21 protein-coding genes are annotated in these 20,928 nt (G+C 55.4%); 3 read left to right on the forward strand and 18 right to left on the reverse strand.

Translation table 11 applies throughout. The features are described 5' to 3' along the window. Window positions 1-45: 45 nt before the first annotated feature. Window positions 46-537 (forward strand): GNAT family N-acetyltransferase, encoded by a 492-nt coding sequence (locus tag RT644_RS08665; protein WP_313626381.1) that lies wholly within the window; start codon window positions 46-48, stop codon window positions 535-537. 51 nt (window positions 538-588) lie between these two features. Then, window positions 589-1,155, forward strand: coding sequence for a hypothetical protein (locus RT644_RS08670; RefSeq protein ID WP_020454549.1), 567 nt, complete (start codon window positions 589-591; stop codon window positions 1,153-1,155). A 6-nt stretch (window positions 1,156-1,161) separates the two neighbouring features. Here RT644_RS08670 and hisP read toward each other — a convergent pair whose 3' ends face one another. The 15 genes from hisP to pdxB form a co-directional block, all read right to left on the reverse strand. Further along, window positions 1,162-1,935: a histidine ABC transporter ATP-binding protein HisP gene (gene hisP / locus RT644_RS08675; RefSeq protein ID WP_017458616.1), complete on the reverse strand. Its 774-nt coding sequence runs from the start codon at window positions 1,933-1,935 to the stop codon at window positions 1,162-1,164. A 7-nt stretch (window positions 1,936-1,942) separates the two neighbouring features. Next, window positions 1,943-2,659 (reverse strand): ABC transporter permease, encoded by a 717-nt coding sequence (locus RT644_RS08680; RefSeq protein WP_020454550.1) that lies wholly within the window; start codon window positions 2,657-2,659, stop codon window positions 1,943-1,945. Continuing rightward, a complete protein-coding gene (locus RT644_RS08685) occupies window positions 2,656-3,342 on the reverse strand; it encodes a histidine ABC transporter permease HisQ (protein ID WP_097400372.1) in 687 nt (228 codons plus the stop codon). Before RT644_RS08685 ends, RT644_RS08680 begins: the two co-directional genes overlap by 4 nt. 83 nt (window positions 3,343-3,425) lie before the next feature. Then, window positions 3,426-4,208, reverse strand: coding sequence for a histidine ABC transporter substrate-binding protein HisJ (gene hisJ, locus RT644_RS08690; RefSeq protein WP_313626432.1), 783 nt, complete (start codon window positions 4,206-4,208; stop codon window positions 3,426-3,428). Window positions 4,209-4,474: 266 nt separating this feature from the next. After that, window positions 4,475-5,257, reverse strand: a complete 783-nt coding sequence (gene argT / locus RT644_RS08695; protein WP_017458620.1) for a lysine/arginine/ornithine ABC transporter substrate-binding protein ArgT — start codon at window positions 5,255-5,257, stop codon at window positions 4,475-4,477. A 272-nt stretch (window positions 5,258-5,529) separates the two neighbouring features. After that, window positions 5,530-6,111, reverse strand: coding sequence for a UbiX family flavin prenyltransferase (locus RT644_RS08700; RefSeq protein WP_017458621.1), 582 nt, complete (start codon window positions 6,109-6,111; stop codon window positions 5,530-5,532). 92 nt (window positions 6,112-6,203) lie between these two features. Next, window positions 6,204-7,721, reverse strand: a complete 1,518-nt coding sequence (purF, locus tag RT644_RS08705; RefSeq protein WP_017458622.1) for an amidophosphoribosyltransferase — start codon at window positions 7,719-7,721, stop codon at window positions 6,204-6,206. A 180-nt stretch (window positions 7,722-7,901) separates the two neighbouring features. Next, a complete protein-coding gene (gene cvpA, locus RT644_RS08710; RefSeq protein WP_020454555.1) occupies window positions 7,902-8,390 on the reverse strand; it encodes a colicin V production protein in 489 nt (162 codons plus the stop codon). A gap of 210 nt (window positions 8,391-8,600) precedes the next feature. Continuing rightward, window positions 8,601-9,302: a cell division protein DedD gene (dedD, locus tag RT644_RS08715; protein WP_020454556.1), complete on the reverse strand. Its 702-nt coding sequence runs from the start codon at window positions 9,300-9,302 to the stop codon at window positions 8,601-8,603. Further along, window positions 9,292-10,563 carry a bifunctional tetrahydrofolate synthase/dihydrofolate synthase gene (folC, locus tag RT644_RS08720; protein ID WP_313626382.1) on the reverse strand — a complete coding sequence of 424 codons (1,272 nt, stop codon included), beginning with the start codon at window positions 10,561-10,563 and terminating at the stop codon, window positions 9,292-9,294. Before folC ends, dedD begins: the two co-directional genes overlap by 11 nt. Window positions 10,564-10,633: 70 nt before the next feature. Next, complete coding sequence (accD, locus tag RT644_RS08725; protein WP_020454558.1) at window positions 10,634-11,548, reverse strand: acetyl-CoA carboxylase, carboxyltransferase subunit beta; 915 nt, start codon at window positions 11,546-11,548, stop codon at window positions 10,634-10,636. 103 nt (window positions 11,549-11,651) lie between these two features. Continuing rightward, window positions 11,652-12,311, reverse strand: coding sequence for a DedA family protein (locus tag RT644_RS08730; RefSeq protein ID WP_020454559.1), 660 nt, complete (start codon window positions 12,309-12,311; stop codon window positions 11,652-11,654). Window positions 12,312-12,338: 27 nt separating this feature from the next. Continuing rightward, window positions 12,339-13,151, reverse strand: coding sequence for a tRNA pseudouridine(38-40) synthase TruA (gene truA / locus RT644_RS08735; RefSeq protein ID WP_017458628.1), 813 nt, complete (start codon window positions 13,149-13,151; stop codon window positions 12,339-12,341). Then, window positions 13,151-14,164 carry an aspartate-semialdehyde dehydrogenase gene (locus tag RT644_RS08740; protein ID WP_020454561.1) on the reverse strand — a complete coding sequence of 338 codons (1,014 nt, stop codon included), beginning with the start codon at window positions 14,162-14,164 and terminating at the stop codon, window positions 13,151-13,153. Before RT644_RS08740 ends, truA begins: the two co-directional genes overlap by 1 nt. Before the next feature lie 64 nt (window positions 14,165-14,228). Further along, a complete protein-coding gene (pdxB, locus tag RT644_RS08745) occupies window positions 14,229-15,365 on the reverse strand; it encodes a 4-phosphoerythronate dehydrogenase PdxB (protein ID WP_313626383.1) in 1,137 nt (378 codons plus the stop codon). A gap of 111 nt (window positions 15,366-15,476) precedes the next feature. On the opposite strand from pdxB, the gene flk reads away from it, so the two are divergent. Then, the gene (flk, locus tag RT644_RS08750; protein WP_072051661.1) at window positions 15,477-16,484 is read left to right on the forward strand and encodes a flagella biosynthesis regulator Flk; all 1,008 of its coding nucleotides are present in this window, start codon (window positions 15,477-15,479) and stop codon (window positions 16,482-16,484) included. A gap of 31 nt (window positions 16,485-16,515) precedes the next feature. Here flk and RT644_RS08755 read toward each other — a convergent pair whose 3' ends face one another. The 3 genes from RT644_RS08755 to fabB all read right to left on the reverse strand — a co-directional run bounded on the left by RT644_RS08755 (window position 16,516) and on the right by fabB (window position 20,834). Beyond that, on the reverse strand, window positions 16,516-17,946 hold the full coding sequence (locus tag RT644_RS08755; protein WP_249881243.1) for a 6-phospho-beta-glucosidase: 1,431 nt from the start codon (window positions 17,944-17,946) through the stop codon (window positions 16,516-16,518). 120 nt (window positions 17,947-18,066) lie between these two features. Next, window positions 18,067-19,248 carry an MFS transporter gene (locus tag RT644_RS08760; protein ID WP_313626384.1) on the reverse strand — a complete coding sequence of 394 codons (1,182 nt, stop codon included), beginning with the start codon at window positions 19,246-19,248 and terminating at the stop codon, window positions 18,067-18,069. A gap of 371 nt (window positions 19,249-19,619) precedes the next feature. Next, a complete protein-coding gene (fabB, locus tag RT644_RS08765) occupies window positions 19,620-20,834 on the reverse strand; it encodes a beta-ketoacyl-ACP synthase I (RefSeq protein ID WP_020454566.1) in 1,215 nt (404 codons plus the stop codon). Between the last annotated feature and the right edge of the window lie 94 nt (window positions 20,835-20,928).

A 20,928-nucleotide genomic window follows, 5' to 3' on the forward strand; every position in this document is an offset into this window, starting at 1 on the left:
TGGCGGTGGTAAGCTAAAGCGCCTTACCACCGCAAAGGCGATTTCATGACGTTGCACACGCCCCGCTTTACGCTCTCTTCATTTCAGGAATCCGACTGGCCGTTTTTTCTGCAGCTGCGTTCAAACGACAGCGTGATGCGCTATATGGCCGAAATCGCCTCAAGGGCACAAATCCGCACCCTGTTTGACGATCGCCTGCGGGACAGCAACGCCTTTATCATTCGTGACCAACACAGCGCGGTTGGCGATATCGGCCTGCGTATCAGCCAGCATAACCCACACGAAGCCGATGTTGGTTATTCGGTTGCGCCAGCAGCCCAGGGGCGCGGCATCGCCTCCGAAGCCCTGCAAGCGCTCTGCGATTACGTCTTTTCACAGGGTAAAGTGAATGCGCTGAATGCGTGGGTACTGGCGGATAATCAGGGTTCCGTGCGGGTGCTGGAAAAGAGCGGTTTTACCCGCGTACAAGTGCTGGAAAAAGTGTATCTGCTCCATGGCGAGTATTATGACGACTGGGTTTACCGGCGTGAAAGATAAGGCTTACACGCGGCGCTGACAGGCACGTTAAAAAAGAGGGATACGGACGGGATGAAATCCGGCAAAACGCGGTTTTGGCTTTATCTGGTACTGTTCACGATATGGATTATCTGGATACTGTTTGCCAGCAGGCTTAGCCATAAAGTCTACCTGCAAGCGGGCGCGCCCGACACGTGGGTGATGCTGGCAATTGCCGTGCTGGTGGCATTATTAGCGACATGGTGTAGCAGGAAAAAAGTCACCCACAATAAAACCCGGCTACTGACGTTTTTGGGCCTTGTTTTGTTCGCAGAGATGACGTTGTGGAATGTGCCGGAAGCGTGGGTGCGCTATAGCGCAAACGAGATGGTGCACAGTGAAGTGGCTTTCTCGATTGGTCACCCTGGTCCACCGGTAAGTAAGAGTAAGCACTGCGAAGCCGGGTTACGTTTCTATGACGAGTGGCTTCAGCGTCCGATTGAGCTGTGCACGCGCGATGCCATCGTTGTGCCCGGCGCACAGAAAGTGCAGCTGGAAAAACGCGTCAGCGCCAGGGGCGCCGTGTTTACCCACTATCGTTTTATCTCAGCGAACGGCATCCCGCAGGGATGGTGGCCTGTCTCGCCACCTTCCCGTTAAGGCACTTTATTTCAGCGAACCTTTGAGGAACTGCTGCAAACGCGGGCTTTTCGGATTGCCGAATAATTCATCCGGTGTGCCTTCCTCTTCAATCTTGCCCTGATGCAGGAAGATAACGTGCGTGGAAACATGGCGGGCAAACCCCATTTCATGGGTCACCACCACCATTGTTTTCCCCTCTTCCGCCAGCTGTTGCATGATGCGCAGCACTTCGCCCACCAGTTCCGGATCCAGCGCCGAAGTGGGCTCATCAAACAGCAACACTTCCGGCTCCATCGCCAGCGCACGGGCAATGGAGACGCGCTGCTGCTGACCACCGGATAAATGCACCGGGTATTTTTGCTGCTGCATCGTATCAATGCCGACCTTCGCCAGGTATTTCACCGCACGTTCGCGCGCTTCCTGCTTGCTCAGACCGAGCACCTGAATGGGCGCTTCCATGACGTTTTCTAATACCGTCATATGGCTCCACAAATTGAAGTGCTGGAACACCATCGTCAGACGGGTACGCAGCAGACGCAACTGGTTTTTGTCGGCGACTTTTAACTGGCCGTCTTTGTCGCGCACCAGATTGATATTCTGTCCGTTAACCACAATCGAGCCTTCGCTCGGTTTTTCGAGAAAGTTAATGCAGCGCAGAAACGTACTTTTACCGGAGCCGGAGGAGCCAATGATGCTAATCACATCACCAGCGTTCGCCTGCAACGACACCCCTTTCAGCACTTCATGCTCGCCGTAGCGCTTGTGTAGATCGATAACGTTTAATTTATTCTCAGACATCGTGTTCTCAGTGCGTCGAAGAAGGTTTCATATGCTGAAGCCAGCGCTTTTCCGCTTTGCGAAAGAGGCTTATCAGCACATAAGAGATAATCAGATACAGCACTGCGGCAAGACCAAACGCGGTAAACGGCTGGTAGGTCGCAGAGTTAATATCGCGAGCAATTTTCAACAGATCCGGCACGGTGGCAGTAAATGCCAGTGCGGTGGAGTGCAGCATCAAAATCACCTCGTTGCTGTAAGCGGGCAGCGCGATGCGCAACGCCGAGGGCAGGATAATGCTGCGATACATTTTGAACGAGGAGAAACCGTAGGCGCGCGCCGCTTCAATTTCACCGTGCGGCACAGAGCGGATCGCCCCGGCGAAAATCTCGGTTGTATAGGCGCAGGTGTTGAGCGTGAGCGCCAGCACCGTACAGTTAAGGCCACTGCGGAAAAAGGCGTTCAGCAGTTCGGTACCCTTCACCACTTCCAGCGTGTACATGCCGGAGTAGAACACCAGCAACTGCACATACAGCGGCGTACCGCGAAACACATAGGTGAATAACCAAATCGGGAAACAGATAAATTTGTTGCTGGAAACGCGCCCGATAGCCAGAAATACCGCCATCACGCCGCCCATCACCACCGAGGAGATCAGCAACCACAGCGTGATAGCCACGCCGGTCAGGCGATAGCCATCGCTCCACAGCAGGGATTTCCAGTACTCCTGAATAATCTCGATCACAGGTCAGCCCTCTTCACACCCACCGAGTAGCGACGTTCGAGCAGAAGCAGTACGCCATTGGAAGCCGTTGTAAAAATGAGATAAATGACGCCGCAGACAATGGCGAAATAGAAAGGCTCCCAGGTGCTTTTCCCGGCGAGCTGAGTAGCTTTAACCACATCTTCCAGCCCCAGCAACGAGACCAGCGCAGTGGCTTTGAGGATCACCTGCCAGTTATTGCCAATGCCCGGCAGCGCGTAACGCATCATCGCCGGAAACAGGATGCGGCGGAAAGTCTGGCGCCCGGTAAAACCGAAGGCGGTTGCGGCTTCAATGTGCCCCTTCGGCACCGCCATATAAGCACCGCGGAAGGTTTCAGTGAAATAGGCGCCGTAGATAAAGCCGAGCGTGATGATACCCGCCACCATCGGATCAATATCCAGCTGTTCCATACCCAGCGCATCAGTAATGCCATTGAGCGCAATTTGCAGGCCGTAAAAAATAAGCAGCATTAGCACCAGATCCGGTACACCGCGAATAAGCGTGGTGTAGCCTTCAAAGATCAGCGCGAGAAGCCGGTTTTTCGAGAGCTTCGCGCCCGCGCCCGCAAGGCCAATCAGCACCGCCAGCACCACGGAACTGAGAGCCAGCTCCAGCGTGACCAGCGCGCCTTGTAAAATAACTTGAGAAAACCCGTACAGCATGCAGCCAGTCCTGTCGTGTGTGGTGTTGCCGTGTCTCTTCCCCTCCCGCAGCGGGAGGGGCCGCACGTTAATCACGCGTGGTGTTAACCACCGTAAACATCAAAATCAAAGTATTTCTTCGCCAGCTTTTCGTAAGTCCCGTCAGCGCGCATCTCTGCAAAGGCTTTATTCAGCGCGTCGCGCAATTCGGTGTCGCTTTTACGCACGCCCATACCGGTACCGACGCCAAACAGTTTTTCGTCTTTAATGGAAGGACCACCAAACTTATAGGCTTTGCCCTGCGGGGTTTTCAGGAAACCTTCGCTGGCGGCCACTTCATCCTGAAACGCGGCGTCGATACGGCCTGCGGTCAGGTCGGAGTAAATATTGTCCTGCCCCTGATAGGAGACAATTTCTACACCTTTCGGCGCCCAATGTACGTTGCCGTAGGTTTCCTGCGTGGTGCCTTGCAGTACGCCAATGCGTTTGCCTTTCAGTTTGTCCAGCTCCGGCTGAACATCAGAATCTTTCGCTACCACCAGGCGGGAATCTGCCGCGTAGAGCTTGTCGGTAAAATCAATTTCCTGCTGGCGTTTTTCCGTAATGGAGAGCGACGACATAATGGCATCGATTTTTTTCGCTTTCAGAGACGGGATCAGCGCGTCGAGTGGGTTTTCGATAAACACACATTGCGTATTAATGCGTTTACAGAGCTCTTTTGCCAGATCGATATCAAAACCCACTAATTCCCCCTGCGCATTCTTCGATTCGAATGGTGCATAGGTCGGATCGGTACCGATACGTAATTTTTGCGGAATGGCGGCGAACACGTTGGAAACGCTGGAGAAAGCGAGCACCAGAGAAAGAGATAACACCAGTTTTTTCATCATTATCCTCAACAGACTGTCTTCCCTAAGGGAATTCTCATCACAATACGGTGCCGCTATCGTGCCACTTTATGCCCCGTTAAGGCAAAAAATTATGGCTGTCCAATGGCTTTTATTTGCATTCTGAATGCTTAACTATGCACTCACGCACCATTACGAAGCATTCGACGCACTGTTCTGGAGCATTCACCGTATCTCTGCACCATGCCGATTTTCCGGCATGGCACAGTTTTCCCTTTTGACCCGGCATAACGGGTCGGCCAGTCTTAATCGCCGTAGACGTTAAAGTCGAAGTATTTCTTGGCGAGTTTGTCGTAGGTGCCGTCTTTGCGCAGTTCGGCAAACGCTTTGTCGAAAGCGGCTTTCAGCTCGGTATCATCTTTACGCAAGCCGATACCGGTGCCGTCACCAAAGTATTTTTTGTCTTTTACTGACGGGCCAGCAAAAGCAAAATCTTTCCCGGCGGGCTGTTTCAGGAAGCCTTCGCTGGCGGCGACTTCATCCTGGAACGCAGCGTCCAGACGACCTGCGGCGAGGTCAGAATAAATCAGATCCTGGTTCTGATAAGCCACCACATCAATGCCTTTGCTGCGCCAGTTGTCATTGGCGTAACCTTCCTGCGTTGAACCTTGCAGGACACCAACATGCTTGCCTTTCAGCGACTCCAGCGTCGGTTGAATCGGCGAGCCTTTAGCGGCGATCAGGCGGGAATCTGCGGCGTAGAGCTTGTCAGAGAAGGCGATCTCCTGCTGACGTTTTTCGGTAATCGACAGAGAAGAGATAATGGCATCGATTTTCTTCGCTTTCAGCGACGGGATCAGCGCGTCGAAATCACTGCCCACCCAGGTGCATTTCACATGAATGCGTTTGCACATTTCATTGCCGAGATCGATATCAAAACCCACGAAGTTCCCTTTCGCATCTTTCGATGAGAACGGCGCGTAGGTCGCATCCGTACCGATGCGTACCGTCTGGGGAAGCGCTGCATAAACGCTGGCCGTCGCCGACAGGCCCAGCAGTAAAGACAGAGCGAGAACCGTCTTCTTCATACATTACCCTCAAGTGTTCTGTTTTTATTTTGTATTACGTTGTGTTGTGTGTTGCTGACAGTTACCTTGCACGTCTTATGCCACTTTCCCGGGCGCTAAAAAACACCGCGTTAAATATGTTAATAAAACGTTGCAAACTTACTTAATGATGAAAGATAGCAGCTCTGCTGAACGAACCGCAGTGCTAACACAGCGAAAAGAGGATTAAATGTTGAGGATATGATCGCGCTTGCAGAATTGCCCCAAAAAAGCGCATGCCGGTAAGCGACGCACTATTTTGCGACATCGCTCCCTTGCCAGCGGGTAAAAAGGTCGTGGGGTAATTCAATATCGAACTGATCCAGCACGCGGTTAACCGTCTGATCAACCACCTCCTGCAAACTTTGCGGGCGATGATAAAACGCCGGAACCGGCGGCATAATTACCGCTCCCAGTTCCGCCGCTTGCGTCATCAAACGCAGGTGCCCAAGGTGCAACGGTGTTTCACGCACGCACAGCACCAGGGGTCTGCGCTCTTTGAGCACCACATCCGCCGCACGCGTCAGCAGGCTGTCGGTATAACTGTGCACAATGCCGGAAAGGGTTTTGATCGAGCACGGCAAAATCACCATGCCTGCGGTTTTAAACGAGCCGGAAGAGATACTGGCTGCAATATCGCGCGCGTCATGCACCACGTTCGCCAGCGACTGCACATCGCGCAGCGAGTAGTCGGTTTCCAGAGAGAGGGTCTGTCGGGCGGCCTGACTCATAACCAGATGGGTTTCCACTTCCGCCACGTCACGCAGCACCTGCAGCAAGCGCACGCCGTAGATGGCACCGCTGGCGCCAGAGATCCCCACAATGAGTCGTTTCATGATTGTTGCCCTTTTTTGCACGCACGAACTTTGCCTGATTATAGAGGGCGTTGCAACAGATTGCGCCCCTCAGAGCGAGGGGCGCGGAAGGATCAACCTTCGTTATGCATCTCTAAACTTTCAACTTCGTTCTGAAGCTGTACTGCTTTGGCATCGTCATTACGCAGGGAGTCGAGATAATCGAGGTATTGCTGATCGACATCTTTAGTGACGTAGACGCCGTTAAATACCGAGCATTCAAATTGCTGAATATCCGGGTTTTCGGCACGCACCGCGTCAATCAAATCGTTAAGATCCTGGAAAATCAGCCCGTCAGCGCCGATAATCTGGCGAATTTCGTCCACTTCACGACCGTGGGCAATCAGCTCATTTGCCGTTGGCATATCGATACCGTAGACGTTCGGGAAACGGATTTCCGGGGCGGCAGAAGCGAGATAAACCTTCTTCGCACCCGCTTCACGCGCCATCTCGATAATCTGCTCAGAAGTGGTGCCGCGTACGATGGAGTCATCCACCAGCAGCACGTTTTTATCGCGGAACTCGGCACGGTTGGCGTTCAGTTTGCGGCGCACAGACTTACGGCGCAACTGTTGGCCCGGCATGATAAAGGTGCGGCCAACATAGCGGTTTTTCACAAACCCCTGGCGGTACGGTTTGCCGAGAATACGGGCGATTTCCAGTGCGATATCGCAGGAGGTTTCCGGAATCGGAATCACCACGTCGATGTCCAGATCTTCCCACTCGCGGGCAATTTTTTCGCCAAGCTTGGTGCCCATGTTGACACGCGCGCTGTAGACGGAAATTTTGTCGATGAAGGAGTCCGGGCGTGCAAAGTAAACGTATTCGAACAGGCACGGGTTGCTGACCGGGTTGTCCGCGCACTGACGGCTGAACAGCTGGCCTTTTTCAGTGATATATACCGCTTCGCCCGGCGCGATATCACGCAGGAATTCGAAGCCCAGCGTATCCAGCGCCACGCTTTCCGAGGCGACCATATACTCGGTGCGACCATCGCCGATCTCGCGTTTGCCCAGCACCAGCGGACGGATGCCATTCGGGTCGCGAAACGCAACCATGCCGTGGCCGATGATCATTGCCACACAAGCGTACGCACCGCGGATCTGGCGGTTAGTAGCGGCAATGGCGGCAAAAATGTTGTCTGCTTCCAGCGGATAGTGGCGGAAGTTATCCAGCTCGCTGGCAAAGATATTGAGCAGGATTTCAGAATCAGAGGTGGTGTTAATGTGGCGACGCTTCTCTTCGAACAGCTTTTTACGCAGCTCATGCGCGTTGGTCAGATTGCCGTTGTGCGCAAGCGTAATGCCGTACGGGGAGTTAACGTAAAAAGGCTGCGCTTCTGAAGCGCTGGAGCTGCCCGCCGTGGGATAACGTACGTGACCAATACCCATATTGCCCTGCATACGCTGCATATGGCGGGCTTCAAATACATCACTCACCATGCCGTTCGCTTTACGCAGACGGAAACAGTTATTGGCATCAATTGTGATGATGCCCGCAGCATCCTGCCCACGGTGCTGAAGCACCGTCAACGCGTCATAAATCGACTGGTTTACCGGCATAAAACCGGCGATACCGACAATACCGCACATACGTCTTTTCCTCGTTAAGAGTTTGGTTTAGTAGGCGTAATTGTCGAAAACAGTTTGAACACGGACAGCGCGCAACAACCGGAGCGTACACGTAGTACGCGAGGATTGTGAGCACTGCCCAGGTTCAAAATGGCGAGTAAAATAGCCTAATACACCAAACTCTAAGCCACATCTCAGGGCTTATGCCCTGGGCAAGAAACTCGACGAGCTTTGCAGATAGTCAAAGAACCATCTGATGATGAAGCTGAATTGTGGGATAAGCTGCGACTTCTGCCAGTCGTCACTTTTCGACAGGCCTGTAAAGGTATCCAGAAAGAACAGAATGGCGGCGACGATCAGCACGCCGCGTAGCGCGCCAAAACAGATCCCCAACACCCTGTCAGTACCCGACAGGCCGGTTTTCTCCACCAGCGCACCGATCACATAGTTAACGATAGCGCCAACAATCAGCGTCGCGATAAACAGGACCGCGATGGCGATGCCATTGCGCACCAGTTCGTCTTCAAAGCCCGTGAACCAGACAGACAGGTAAGTGTAGTAATGACTGGCGACAAAGAAAGCACAGCCCCATGTCACCAGCGATAACGCTTCACGAACAAAGCCGCGGATCAGGCTTACCAGACAAGAAAAACCAATCACCGCAATGATGGCGTAATCAATCCAGACCATATGTGTCCCACGATTTTACGCCCTGTCGTCCAGTTCGGGGCGCATTCTAACAGAAAAAGAAAACGTTTGCGTAGGGATTTCCTTCCCGCGCGGAAATAAAAATGGCGCTGAAAAAATATTCAACGCCATCGGAACTTTGGCCTCTTCGGGCGTGGTAATTACTGGCTTCCCTCGCCCGCTTACCTCAACAAGTGAGGCAAGGTTGGGTCATTAATTCGCGCTATAGTTCATAACGACGCCGCTTAAACCCGAGATCTGTTTAAGCTCGCCAAGCGAATCTTTTAGCTTGTCCCGTGATGCATCCGGTCCCACCAGAATGCGGGTGATTTTACCCTGAACCGGCGTTGTCGGCGACGTGTAAACGCGATACCCCGCGCCACGTAATTTGCCCACCACTTCATTCACTTTATCGGCGTTTTTCAGCGCGCCCAGCTGCACCACATACGCTTTACCGGTCGGCGCGGATTTATCTTCCTGCGCTTTCACCGGCGCGTCGCTGGCCGCCGTCTGCTGCTCACGCGCGGCTGGCGGTTGCGCCTGCTGCTGCGGTTGCGGTTTTGGCTGCGGCTTCTCGACCGGTTTTGGCTTTGGCTGTTCTGCCGGCGTACTGCTCACTTCCGGGTCCGGGCTGCCGTTCACCGCCAGGCGCGACGGATCCAGCGATGGCGCTGCCGCGTTCCCGGCGCGCACCTCCTCCGCAGCCCCTTCCGGCGGCTGCGCCGGTAACGCTTGCGTTGCCGCAGGCATCATATCGGGCTCATCGCGATCGCCGGGTTTCGGCACCAGCGGAATTGCCGCGAACTCATCCTGGTAATGCTTTTTCTGCCCGTCGAGCAGCCCGGGGAGAATAATAACCCCGAGCGCGACCAGCACAATGGTACCCATCAAACGGTTCTGAAACTTACTTGCCACCGGTTCTCCCCGCTTTTTCCATCGCTTCCATGACATGCGCCACCGTGTGGAACGAGCCACACACCAGCACCGTATCGCAGGCGTCGGCGTCCGCCATTGCCGCCTGCCAGGCCTGCGCGACATCCGGCCATGCACGACCGGTTTGCAGATGTTCCAGCAGTTGTTCCGCTGTCGCACCGCGCGGCCCTTCCAGAGGGGCACAATACCAGCTATCGACCACCGGCTCCAGACAGGCAAGCGTTCCGGCGATGTCTTTATCATGCAGCATGCCAATCACCGCCAGCACGCGCCCGGTTTTCGGTAGTGCGGAAAGACGCCCGGCAAGATAGCCTGCCGCGTGAGGATTATGCGCGACATCGAGGATGAGACGCGGCGACTCGCTCACAATCTGGAAGCGTCCGGGTAAAATCGCCCCGGCGATACCGTCGCAGATAGCCTGCTCGTTCACCGCCAGCTTGCTGGCACGCAGCGCGGCTACAGCCGTTGCGGCATTCGGCTGAGGCACCTGCGGTAGCGGCAATCCGTTCAGCTCGCCCTGCGCATCGCGAAAACACCAGCTATCAGCGTCCACCTCATACTGCCAGTCCACGCCGCGACGCAGCAGGTGCGCGCCTTTTTCCTGCGCCACCCCGGCAATGGTGTACGGCATGTCCGGTTCGCCCACCACCGCCGGTTTCCCGGCGCGGAAGATCCCCGCTTTTTCGCGGCCAATACTTTCACGATCCGGCCCCAGCCAGTCGGTATGGTCAAGCGCAATGCTGGTGACCACGGCGACATCGGCATCGACCAGATTGGTCGCATCCAGGCGACCACCAAGGCCGACTTCGAGGATCACCACATCGAGCTGCGCCTGTTTAAACAGCCACAGCGCCGACAGGGTGCCGTATTCAAAGTAACTCAGCGAAATATCGCCACGCACCGCTTCAATTTCGGCAAACGAATGAGTATGTGCGCTCTCGGGCAGCTCATCGCCCTGTACGCGCACGCGTTCGGTGTAACGCACCAGATGTGGCGAACTGTAAACGCCGACGCGATAACCCGCAGCCAGCAGGATAGATTCCAGGGTGCGGCAGGTCGTGCCTTTGCCATTGGTTCCGGCAACGGTAAAGACAAACGGCGCGGGACGGAGCACATCAAGACGCGCCGCCACCTGGCTTACGCGCTCAAGGCCCAAATCGATGGTTTTACTGTGCAGGTTTTCCAGATAAGAAAGCCACGCGGCCAGGGGCGACGTGGCTTGCGGAATGCGTTTTGTGTCCATGATGCCCGTTAATAATGTACGGTTTGAAAAGCAAAAGGGCAGAGCCTGTTGGCTCTGCCCTTCGGTATTATCAGGCTTCGCCTTCCTGATCGGTCGGTGACGGCATTACCGTGCCCGTCAGCGTATCTTCCGGTTCCGGCGACGGCAGATTCATCAGTTTCGCCAGAATACGCGCCAGCTTCAGGCGCAGTTCCGGACGGCGGATAATCATATCGATCGCGCCTTTTTCGATCAGGAACTCGCTGCGCTGGAAGCCCGGCGGCAGTTTTTCACGCACGGTCTGCTCGATAACACGCGGACCGGCAAAACCAATCAGCGCCTTCGGTTCAGCGATGTTCAGATCGCCCAGCATCGCGAAGCTTGCAGAAACGCCACCCATGGTCGGGTCGGTCAGCACGGAAATATACGGCAGACCGCGCTCCTGCATTTTCGCCAGCGCGGCAGAGGTTTTCGCCATCTGCATCAGTGACATCAGCGCTTCCTGCATACGCGCACCGCCGGAAGCGGAGAAGCAGATAAGCGGGCAGTTGTCTTCCAGCGCCTGCTCGACCGCACGCACAAAACGCGCGCCGACAACCGAACCCATGGAGCCGCCCATAAAGGCGAACTCGAACGCCGCGGCCACAACCGGCATGCCGTGCAGCGTGCCTTTCATCACCACCAGCGCGTCTTTCTCGCCGGTTTCCTTCTGCGCTGTCGCCAGACGGTCTTTGTATTTTTTGGAGTCGCGGAACTTCAGCACATCTTTCGGCTCAAGTTCGCTACCCAGTTCTACCAGTGAACCTTCATCCAGCAGGCTATGCAGGCGATTACGCGCTGACATCCGCATGTGGTGGTCACATTTCGGGCAGACCTCAAGGTTACGCTCCAGCTCGGCGCGATACAGCACCTGGCCGCAGCTGTCGCATTTTGTCCACACGCCTTCAGGAATGCTCGCCTTACGGGTGGGGGTAATGTTGCTCTTAATTCTTTCAATCCAGCTCATTGATAACCTTTATACATGAACCTGGTAGCCCATAAATGGTGCACATTAAAACATAACGGTTCGCAACTTGGGATAAAAAAGTGGTCGAACCGCCACTGACTTCTTATTTTGCCTGTCGCGACGCGGCGCGACGGTGACGAATAACTTCAAACACTCCGGGAAGTATAGACACCACGATAATTCCCACAATCAGCAGCTTAAGATTCTCCTGAATCGCCGGAATGGTGCCAAAGAAATAGCCTGCGTAGGTGAACAGTAACACCCACAGCAGCGCGCCGGCCACGTTGAACAGCGCGAAGTGGCGATAGGACATATGCCCCATGCCCGCAACAAAAGGCGCAAAAGTGCGCACGATCGGTACAAAACGTGCCAGAATAATCGTTTTACCCCCGTGCTTCTCATAAAACTGATGCGTTTTATCGAGATAGCTGCGACGGAAAATCTTTGAATCCGGATTACTGAATAAACGCTCGCCGAACAGACGCCCAATGGTGTAGTTCACCGCATCGCCCGCAATCGCGGCGACCAACATCAGCACTACCATCATATGGACATTCAGATCGTTGGTGCCAAGCGATGCCAGCGCACCGGCGACAAACAGCAGCGAATCGCCCGGCAAAAACGGGGTCACCACCAGGCCGGTTTCGCAAAACAGGATCAGGAACAGGATGGCGTAAACCCAGACGCCGTATTGCGCTACCAGCTCCGCCAGATGCACATCAATATGCAGGATGAAATCAATAAGGAAGTGTATTAAGTCCATGTCTGGTTATGCCTTTTTAAATTGCGACTAGTCCGCCAGGAACAGCGGGCCCATTGGCGCAGCGGGAAGCTCAAAGCGCGCGGGATAATCCACCGACACCAGATAGAGCCCTTCCGCTTTCGCCGTTGCTGCCGCCAGCGTTCTGTCCTTTACCGCCAGCAACTCTGCTATCCAGCTCTCCGGCTGGTTGTGGGCGCCTACTTCCATCAGGCTGCCGACAATATTCCTGACCATATGATGTACAAAGGCATTGGCTTTGATATCGACCACAATATAAGCACCGTAACGACTGACGTTGATATGCATCAGGTTGCGCCACGGCGTGCGCGACTGACACTGCACCGCGCGAAACGAGGTAAAGTCGTTTTCACCGAGCAGACACTGCGCCGCACGGTGCATGCGCTCCGCGTCCAGCGGCTGGTGATAGTGCGTCACACCGTGACCGAGCACCGCCGGGCGCAAACGATGATTGTAGATGACGTAGCGGTAACGGCGAGCCGTGGCGCTAAAACGCGCATGAAAATCATCCGGCACATCTTTGACCCAACGTACCGCGATGTCACCAGGCAAATTCGCATTTACACCCAGCGTCCAGGCCGCGTCTTTGCGCAGCGCCGTGGTTTCAAAATGCACCACCTGGCCGGTCGCATGTACGCCTGCGTCGGTACGCCCGGCGCAGAACACGTTAATGGGCTCGTTAGCCACCTGCGAGAGCGCTTTCTCCAGCTTCTCCTGCACGCTGCGTACTTCCTGCTGACGCTGCCAGCCGTAATACTTGCTGCCGTCATACTCAATGCCAAGCGCAATTTTGTAGACCGGCGCTTTCAGCTCGTCCTGCATCAGTACAGATACTCCTGAACCAATTTTTCCGCGATTTTCACCGCCATCAGCGCACCGCCAAAACGTACGTTATCGGCAACCGACCAGAACTGCACCTGCTCCGGCATACCGTAATCGTTACGCACGCAACCGACAGAAAGGTGCGCCTGGCCCGAGGCATCGCCGACCTGGGTCGGGAAATCTCCCGCATCAGAGAGCGCGATATCTTCAAAGCGGCTGAATGCGTCGCGCGCCTCTTCCGCCGCCAGCGGACGAATCGCTTCAAAACTCACCATCTGTGCATGGCCGTAAAAGACCGGCGACTGTACGCAATTCGCGGAGATCATCAGACCTTCGTCCTGCAAAATTTTGCGCATCTGATCGATGATAACCCGCTCTTCACGCACGCTACCTTCGCTGTCTGACAGCAGCGGCAGCATGTTGAACGCTAACTGGCGGCCAAAATAGTCGTCTTCATCAATCGGGATACCGTTCAGCAGCTTGGCGCTCTGCCCGGCCAGCGCGTCCACCGCCTGCTTGCCGTTACGGGAAACGGACAGCAAGCACGTTACGCTCACGCGTGATAAACCACCTTCATCAATCAGCGGTTTCAGCGCCGCCAGCAACTGGCTGGTGAGGCTATCCGGCACGGCAATAATGTTGCGATTACGGTAATCCGCCAGTACGAACGGGTTAACATCCGGCATCACCAGCGGCACATCCGGTTCCAGAGCAAACAGACCGCTGGTGTCGATCACCAGACAACCCGCGTTGGTCGCCTCTTCAATATAGGTGGCAGAAGCCTGTGCTCCCGCGACGAAAAAGGCCAGTTGCGCCTGCGTCCAGTCAAACCCGGCGGCATCTTCCACACGCACGGTTTTACCGGCAAAACGCAGGTTTTCACCCGCGCTTTCGCTTCTGGCCAGCGCATACACTTCGCCAACCGGGAACTGGCGCTCCGCTAACGTTTCGAGCAAGGCTTCTCCGACAGCGCCTGTGGCGCCGAGAACGGCAATATTCCAGCCTTCAGACATGGTGATTTACTCCAGGAAAAAAGCGTCCCCGCCGCACTATTCGGCAGGGAGCATTAAGATGACATTAACGTGCCGGGTTATGCGTGGCGTTGAAACCAAGCTGTTGCAGCAGCGCGGCGGCGCTGGCGTCATCGCACTGCACGTACAGCGATGACCATTCACGGCGCTCAAGGTAATTTTTGCGCAGCTTGTCAAACTCACCCGGCGTGCCCGCTACTTTTCGCAGCAGCGCATCGTCGCGGCGCACATCATACACCAAATGCACCAGCCTTTTTAGCGTTGACTGATCAAGCGGGCCATGCAGCGTAATTCGGCCAAATTCCGGTGCGGGCAGCAGCGTGTCGAGCGCCACTTGCTGGCGCTTGCCGAGAAAATCGCTAAAGGCTTCAAACACCTGCGTGGTGCCGCGCGCTTTGCCTTCAAGGGTGTAACCGGCGATATGCGCCGTCCCGATATCGACAAGGTTAAGCAAATCGACATTCAGATCCGGCTCCGGCTCCCACACGTCCAGCACCACGCTCAGCGCCTGCCCGGCCTGCAAACGTTGTAACAGCGCGGCGTTATCCACTACCGGCCCGCGGCAGGCATTTATCAGAATAGTGCCAGGCCGCAGGCGCGAAAGCAGCGCATCATCCGCCAGGTGCAGCGTTTTATACGGCCCGTCTTTAAACAGCGGCGTATGGAATGTCAGCACATCGGCTTCGCGCACCAGCTCGTCCAGGGTGCGGAAATCCCCGTCGTCGCCACGATCGGCGCGCGGCGGATCGCATAGCAATGTACGAACACCGAACGCTTCCAGTCGCGCCTGCAGGCGACCGCCCACATTGCCGACACCCACGATACCAACGGTGCGATCCTGTAACGCAAAGCCGTCGCGCTCCGCCAGCATCAACAACGAGGAGAAAACATATTCGACGACCGCAATCGCGTTGCAGCCTGGCGCGGCGGAAAAGGCAATGCCCGCCTGTTGCAAAAACGCCTCATCAACATGGTCGGTGCCTGCCGTCGCCGTGCCGACAAATTTGATCCCCGTGCCCTGTAATAAACCGTCATTCACCTTCGTGACAGAGCGCACCATTAAAGCGTCCGCATCAGCCAGTTCCGCCACGGGAATCGGGCGACCGGGAACCGCTTTTACCTCGCCAAGGCGACTAAAAAGATCGCGGGCGTAAGGCATATTTTCATCAACAAGGATTTTCACGCTTCAGTACCTGTTTGAGAACGGGAGTTGAGCGCGCAAGTGTGCCATAATCTCGCGGCCGGGCATACCCGCAATGCCGCCACCGCCACGCGAGAGTAAGAGGAAACCATGATTCAACCCATTCAGGGTGCCCCCGCGCGCCCTCCCGGGCAAGAGCCAGCTCCAGCCGCCAATAATATCGGCGAGCAACCGTTATCCACGATGCAGCGCACTGTGCTTGAGCGTCTGGTTATTCGCCTGATTGCGCTGACCCAACAGCAGAGCGCGGAAGTCTGGGCGGGCGTTAAGCATGATTTAGGGCTGAAGAACGACACGCCGCTGCTTTCCCGCCATTTTCCGGCGGCGGAACAGAACCTCAACCAGCGCGTAGAGACGGCAACGCAGAACCACACAACTCGCCAGATGGTTTCACAGCTGACGGAGCTGTTAAGCCAGGGGAATAATCGCCAGGCGGTGAGTGATTTTATTCGCCAGCAGTTCGGGCAGACGGCGCTAAGCCAGCTGACACCGCAGCAGTTGAAAACGGTGCTGACGATGCTGCAAAACAACCAGATCACGATTCCACAGCCGCAACAGCGCCCTTCCACCGAGCGCCCGCTGCTGCCCGCGGAGCATAACTCGCTCAACCAGGCGGTTATCAAACTGACCGCAGCTACCGGTGAATCGGGCAAACTTATCTGGCAATCGATGCTGGAGCTGTCCGGCGTGAAAAGCGGCGAACTGATCCCGGCAAAACATTTTACGCCGCTGATGACCTGGCTACAGGCGCGTCAGACATTGAGCACGCATCCCGCGCCAACACTGCATGTTATCCAGACGGTACTGAAGCAGCCGCTGGATAATAACGAGATGCGCAGCATTACCGAGTACGCGCAGCAGACATGGCAAGCGACGCCGCAGACGGTGTTAACCACCGCGCAGGTACAGGATATTCTGAACCATGTGTTCTTGCGCCGCACGGAACGGGCGTCGGGGATGATTGAGGTGCGTGATATTCAGCCGATTTACAGTCCCTTCGTGGCACCGATTGTAGAGACGGTAAAAGCGATCTCCACCCGTCCGGGTTTCTTCTTTATCGCCCTGCTGATCGTGGCGTTTCTTTTCTGGCTGCTCAGTTAAAAAAATCCCCTCCGCTGGAGGGGATTCGCTTTTACAGATTGTCACCGTTATGTTTGATCACGTCCTGATACCACCAGAACGATTTCTTGCGACTGCGCGCCAGCGTACCGTTGCCGTCGTTGTCTTTATCGACGTAGATTAAGCCGTAACGTTTTTTCATTTCGCCGGTGCCCGCCGAGACCAGATCGATACAGCCCCACGGGGTGTAGCCCATTAAATCAACGCCATCCTCCACCACCGCTTTTTTCATTTCACTGATGTGGTTACGCATATAATCAATGCGGTACTGATCATTGACCACGCCGTCGCTTTCAGGCTTATCAATCGCGCCAAAGCCGTTTTCCACCACAAACAGCGGCAACTGATACATGTCGTAGAAGTAGTTCAGGGAGTAACGCAGGCCAACCGGGTCGATTTGCCAGCCCCAGTCGGACGCTTTGACATACGGGTTCGGCACAAGGCTCTTGGTTTCGTCGTAATCCAGCTGCGGGTTATCTTCTTTCGCTTTGGTCACGAAAGACATGTAGTAACTGAAGCCGATATAGTCGACGCGGCCACGCGTGAGGATCTGTAAATCTTCGTCGGTAATATCGAGTTTGAAACCACGGCGAGCGAAGTAGTTGAGCAGATGCTGCGGGTAATAACCGCGCACATGCACATCGGTAAACCAGTAGCGGCGATGCATCGCCACCACCGACATCATCATGTCGTCCGGCGCACAGGTTAACGGGTAGATCGGACACATGGCGATCATGCAGCCAATTTTAAAATCCGGGTTGATTTTATGTCCGGCCTCTACCGCCAGCGCACTCGCCACCAGCTCATAGTGCGCCGCCTGATACATAATCACTTCCCGATCTTCACCAGGCTGGTACTTCACGCCGGAGTTAGTAAAGGGCGCAAAATCTTCGTGGTAGTTGGCCTGGTTATTGATTTCGTTAAATGTCATCCAGTATTTCACCTTGCTGCGGTAGCGGGTGAAAACGGCATTAGCGAAGCGGACAAAGAAGTCGATGAGTTTACGGTTACGCCAGCCGCCATATTCGGTGACGAGGTGATAAGGCATTTCGAAATGAGACAGGGTAATCACCGGCTCGATATTGTACTTCAGGCATTCGTCGAACAGATCGTCATAGAATTGCAGCCCGGCTTCGTTTGGCTCCAGCTCGTCGCCTTTCGGGAAAATACGCGTCCAGGCAATGGAGGTGCGAAAACATTTAAAACCCAGCTCGGCAAACAGCTTAATGTCGTCTTTGTAGCGATGATAAAAATCGATGGCATCATGGTTGGGATAATTTTTACCGGGCAGCACGCCGTCGGTAATCTCACGCGGTACGCCGTGCGCGCCAGCGGTCATTACATCGGCAACACTCACGCCTTTACCGCCTTCCTGCCAGCCGCCTTCCAACTGATGCGCGGCAACAGCGCCACCCCATAAAAAATCCGCTTTAAACCCGGACATATCTCTCTCCTTTCGCTCAATGGTGAACAAAGGATAAACAAGCCCGCGATGACATGACATCATCGCGGGCTTGTTTTGTGAAACCGGTTGCAAAGAGTTTTATTGCTGCGGTTTTCTGCGCTATTTACGGGAGCGGAAAGCGATTAACGTCACGATAATGCCGGTCACTGCCGAGATAGCCCCGGCGAGGAACACCGACGGATAGCCGAGCGAGGTTGCCAGCAGGCCGGTCAGCGGGCCGGTGACGGCATACGAGATGTCCTGAAACGCGGCATAACCGCCAAGCGCCGTACCGCGTACCTGCGGCGGCACGCGTTTCACCACTTCCACACCGAGCGCCGGGAAAATCAGTGAACAACCGCAGCCGGTTAGCGCCGCGCCAAGCAGCGCCGTCCACGCGTCGTGCGCCTGCCACAGCAGCAACAGTCCTACGGTTTCAACTATCAGCGAGGCTATCGCCACCCGCACGCCGCCAAAACGGTCCGGCATCCAGCCAAACAGAATACGCATCAGCACAAACGCACCGCCAAAGGCGGTCAACGTAAAGCCCGCCATTGCCCAGCCGTTGCTGGCGAAATAGAGCGAAACAAAGGTACCGATGACCGCAAAGCCGACGCCCTGCAATGCCAGACCAAGGCCCGGCTGCCAGATAAGCCCAACCACACTCCACAAAGAGGGACGCTCACCCGCATGTGCCGGGACTTTGCGCACGCTGCCGTTAAACGCCCAGGCAACAAACGGTAACGCGATAGTGGTCGCAGCAAGCGCCGCAAAACCAAACTGGCTGTGGATCAATAACCCCAGCGGCGCACCTGCCGCCAGCGCGCCATAAATCGCCATCCCGTTCCACGACATCACTTTGCCGGAACGCGCCGGGCCAACCAGCCCCATACCCCAGGTCAGCGTTCCGGTCAGTAACTGGCTTTCGCCAAAGCCGAGAATTAGACGCCCCACCACCAGCAACGCGAATTTCGCCAGCGGTTCAACCGGCAATAACGCCGCGAGAAGCCACGCCACACCCGCCAGCGCGCAGGCAAACATTCCCTGCAACGCTGATCGTTTAGCGCCGAACTGATCCGCCAGTCGCCCGGCGTAGCCGCGCGTTAAGACGGTAGCAAGAAACTGAATTCCGACCGCGATACCGACCATCGTGTTGCCGTAGTCGAGTTGCTGGTGAACAAACAGCGGGATCACCGGTAGCGGCAGCCCAACGGTCATATAGGTGAGAAACACCGCGAAAGCGATGCGAAACAGCGAGACATTCGCTGAAGAAGAACGAACAGATTGTGATTCTGCAGACATGCATTACTCCATAACGCAGAGTAAGGCGGGATTTGGAAGTACCACGCCCCCTCTACCTGAGTTTCAGGATTAAGGCGCGTTGGTTAACGTTAAACGCTTACGCATTATCGTGGGGATAATGTTGCGGGTGGAGTTTGCCTGTCACCGTAGCGGGTTGTCAACGCATAAAAATCCCCGCAATAAAAGCGGAATTGTTTTCGTCGCCAGAGCGCGTGACAGAAACCGTAAAAACAGCCTCTGCCAGTTCGCTAAGATGTCACTTCAACGACAATCAAGACAGAGCCAAAGCCCGTTGCTGCCCCGCAGAAGAAGGTTTAACGCTGGCAATAAAAAAGGGAGCCTCAGGCTCCCCTTCTCGCGGTAAGACAAACTTATTTCAGTTTGCGCATCACCAGAGTGGCGTTGGTGCCGCCAAAACCGAAGCTGTTAGACATCACGGTAGTCAGCGTCGCATCCATCGGTTTAGTGACAATGTTCAGGCCTTCAGCCTGCTCATCCAGCTCTTCCACGTTAATGCTCGGGGCGATAAAGCCGTGCTCCAGCATCAGCAGGGAGTAGATCGCTTCCTGAACGCCAGCCGCACCCAGAGAGTGACCGGTCATCGCTTTAGTCGCGGAAATCGCCGGGCTGTTGTTGCCGAACACTTCGCGGATAGCGCCCAGTTCTTTCACATCGCCAACCGGCGTGGAAGTCCCGTGGGAGTTCAGATAATCGATCGGCGTATCAACACCGTGCATCGCCATCTTCATGCAGCGCACTGCGCCTTCGCCTGACGGCGCTACCATGTCTGCGCCATCGGAGGTCGCGCCGTAGCCAACGATTTCCGCATAAATGTGCGCGCCGCGCGCCAGCGCGTGCTCCAGTTCTTCAACCACCACCATACCGCCGCCGCCTGCGATAACGAAACCGTCACGGTTTTTATCGTAAGTACGGGACGCTTTTTCCGGCGTTTCATTGTATTTGGTAGAGAGCGCGCCCATTGCGTCGAACTCGCAGGCCATTTCCCAGCACAGCTCTTCGCCGCCACCGGCAAAAACGATGTCCTGTTTGCCCAGTTGGATCTGCTCTACCGCGTTACCGATACAGTGTGCGGAAGTGGCACACGCGGAACTGATGGAGTAGTTCACGCCGTGAATTTTAAACGGTGTTGCGAGGCACGCGGAAACCGCAGACGCCATCGCTTTGGTGACCACATACGGGCCAACCGCTTTCAGACCACGCGGGCTGCGCATTGCATCAGCACCGAAAACCTGAGATTTAGACGAACCGCCAGAACCTGCAATCAGGCCCACGCGCGGGTTGTTCTGGTAAACCTCGTCTTTCAGGCCGGCATCTTCAATCGCCTGCTGCATGGAGAGATAGGAATAGATAGAGGCATCGTTCATGAAACGAACCACTTTACGGTCAATCAAACCAGTGGTGTCCAGTTTAACGTTACCCCATACGTGGCTGCGCATGCCGGAATCTTTGAATTCCTGAGAGAATGTGATCCCTGAGCGTCCTTCACGCAGGGATGCCAGGACTTCCTGCTGGTTGTTACCAATGCTGGAAACGATGCCCAGGCCAGTAATCACTGCACGTTTCATTCAATACCCCTAAAGTCGCACTAATTAAGTTTCGTGTCGCAAGATAGCGTACACTTGTACGCCGAACAAGTCCGATCAGACAATTTCTGAGGAA

It is taken from the genome of Kosakonia sp. (assembly GCF_032104925.1).
In the GTDB taxonomy this organism is placed as follows: Bacteria; Pseudomonadota; Gammaproteobacteria; order Enterobacterales; family Enterobacteriaceae; genus Kosakonia.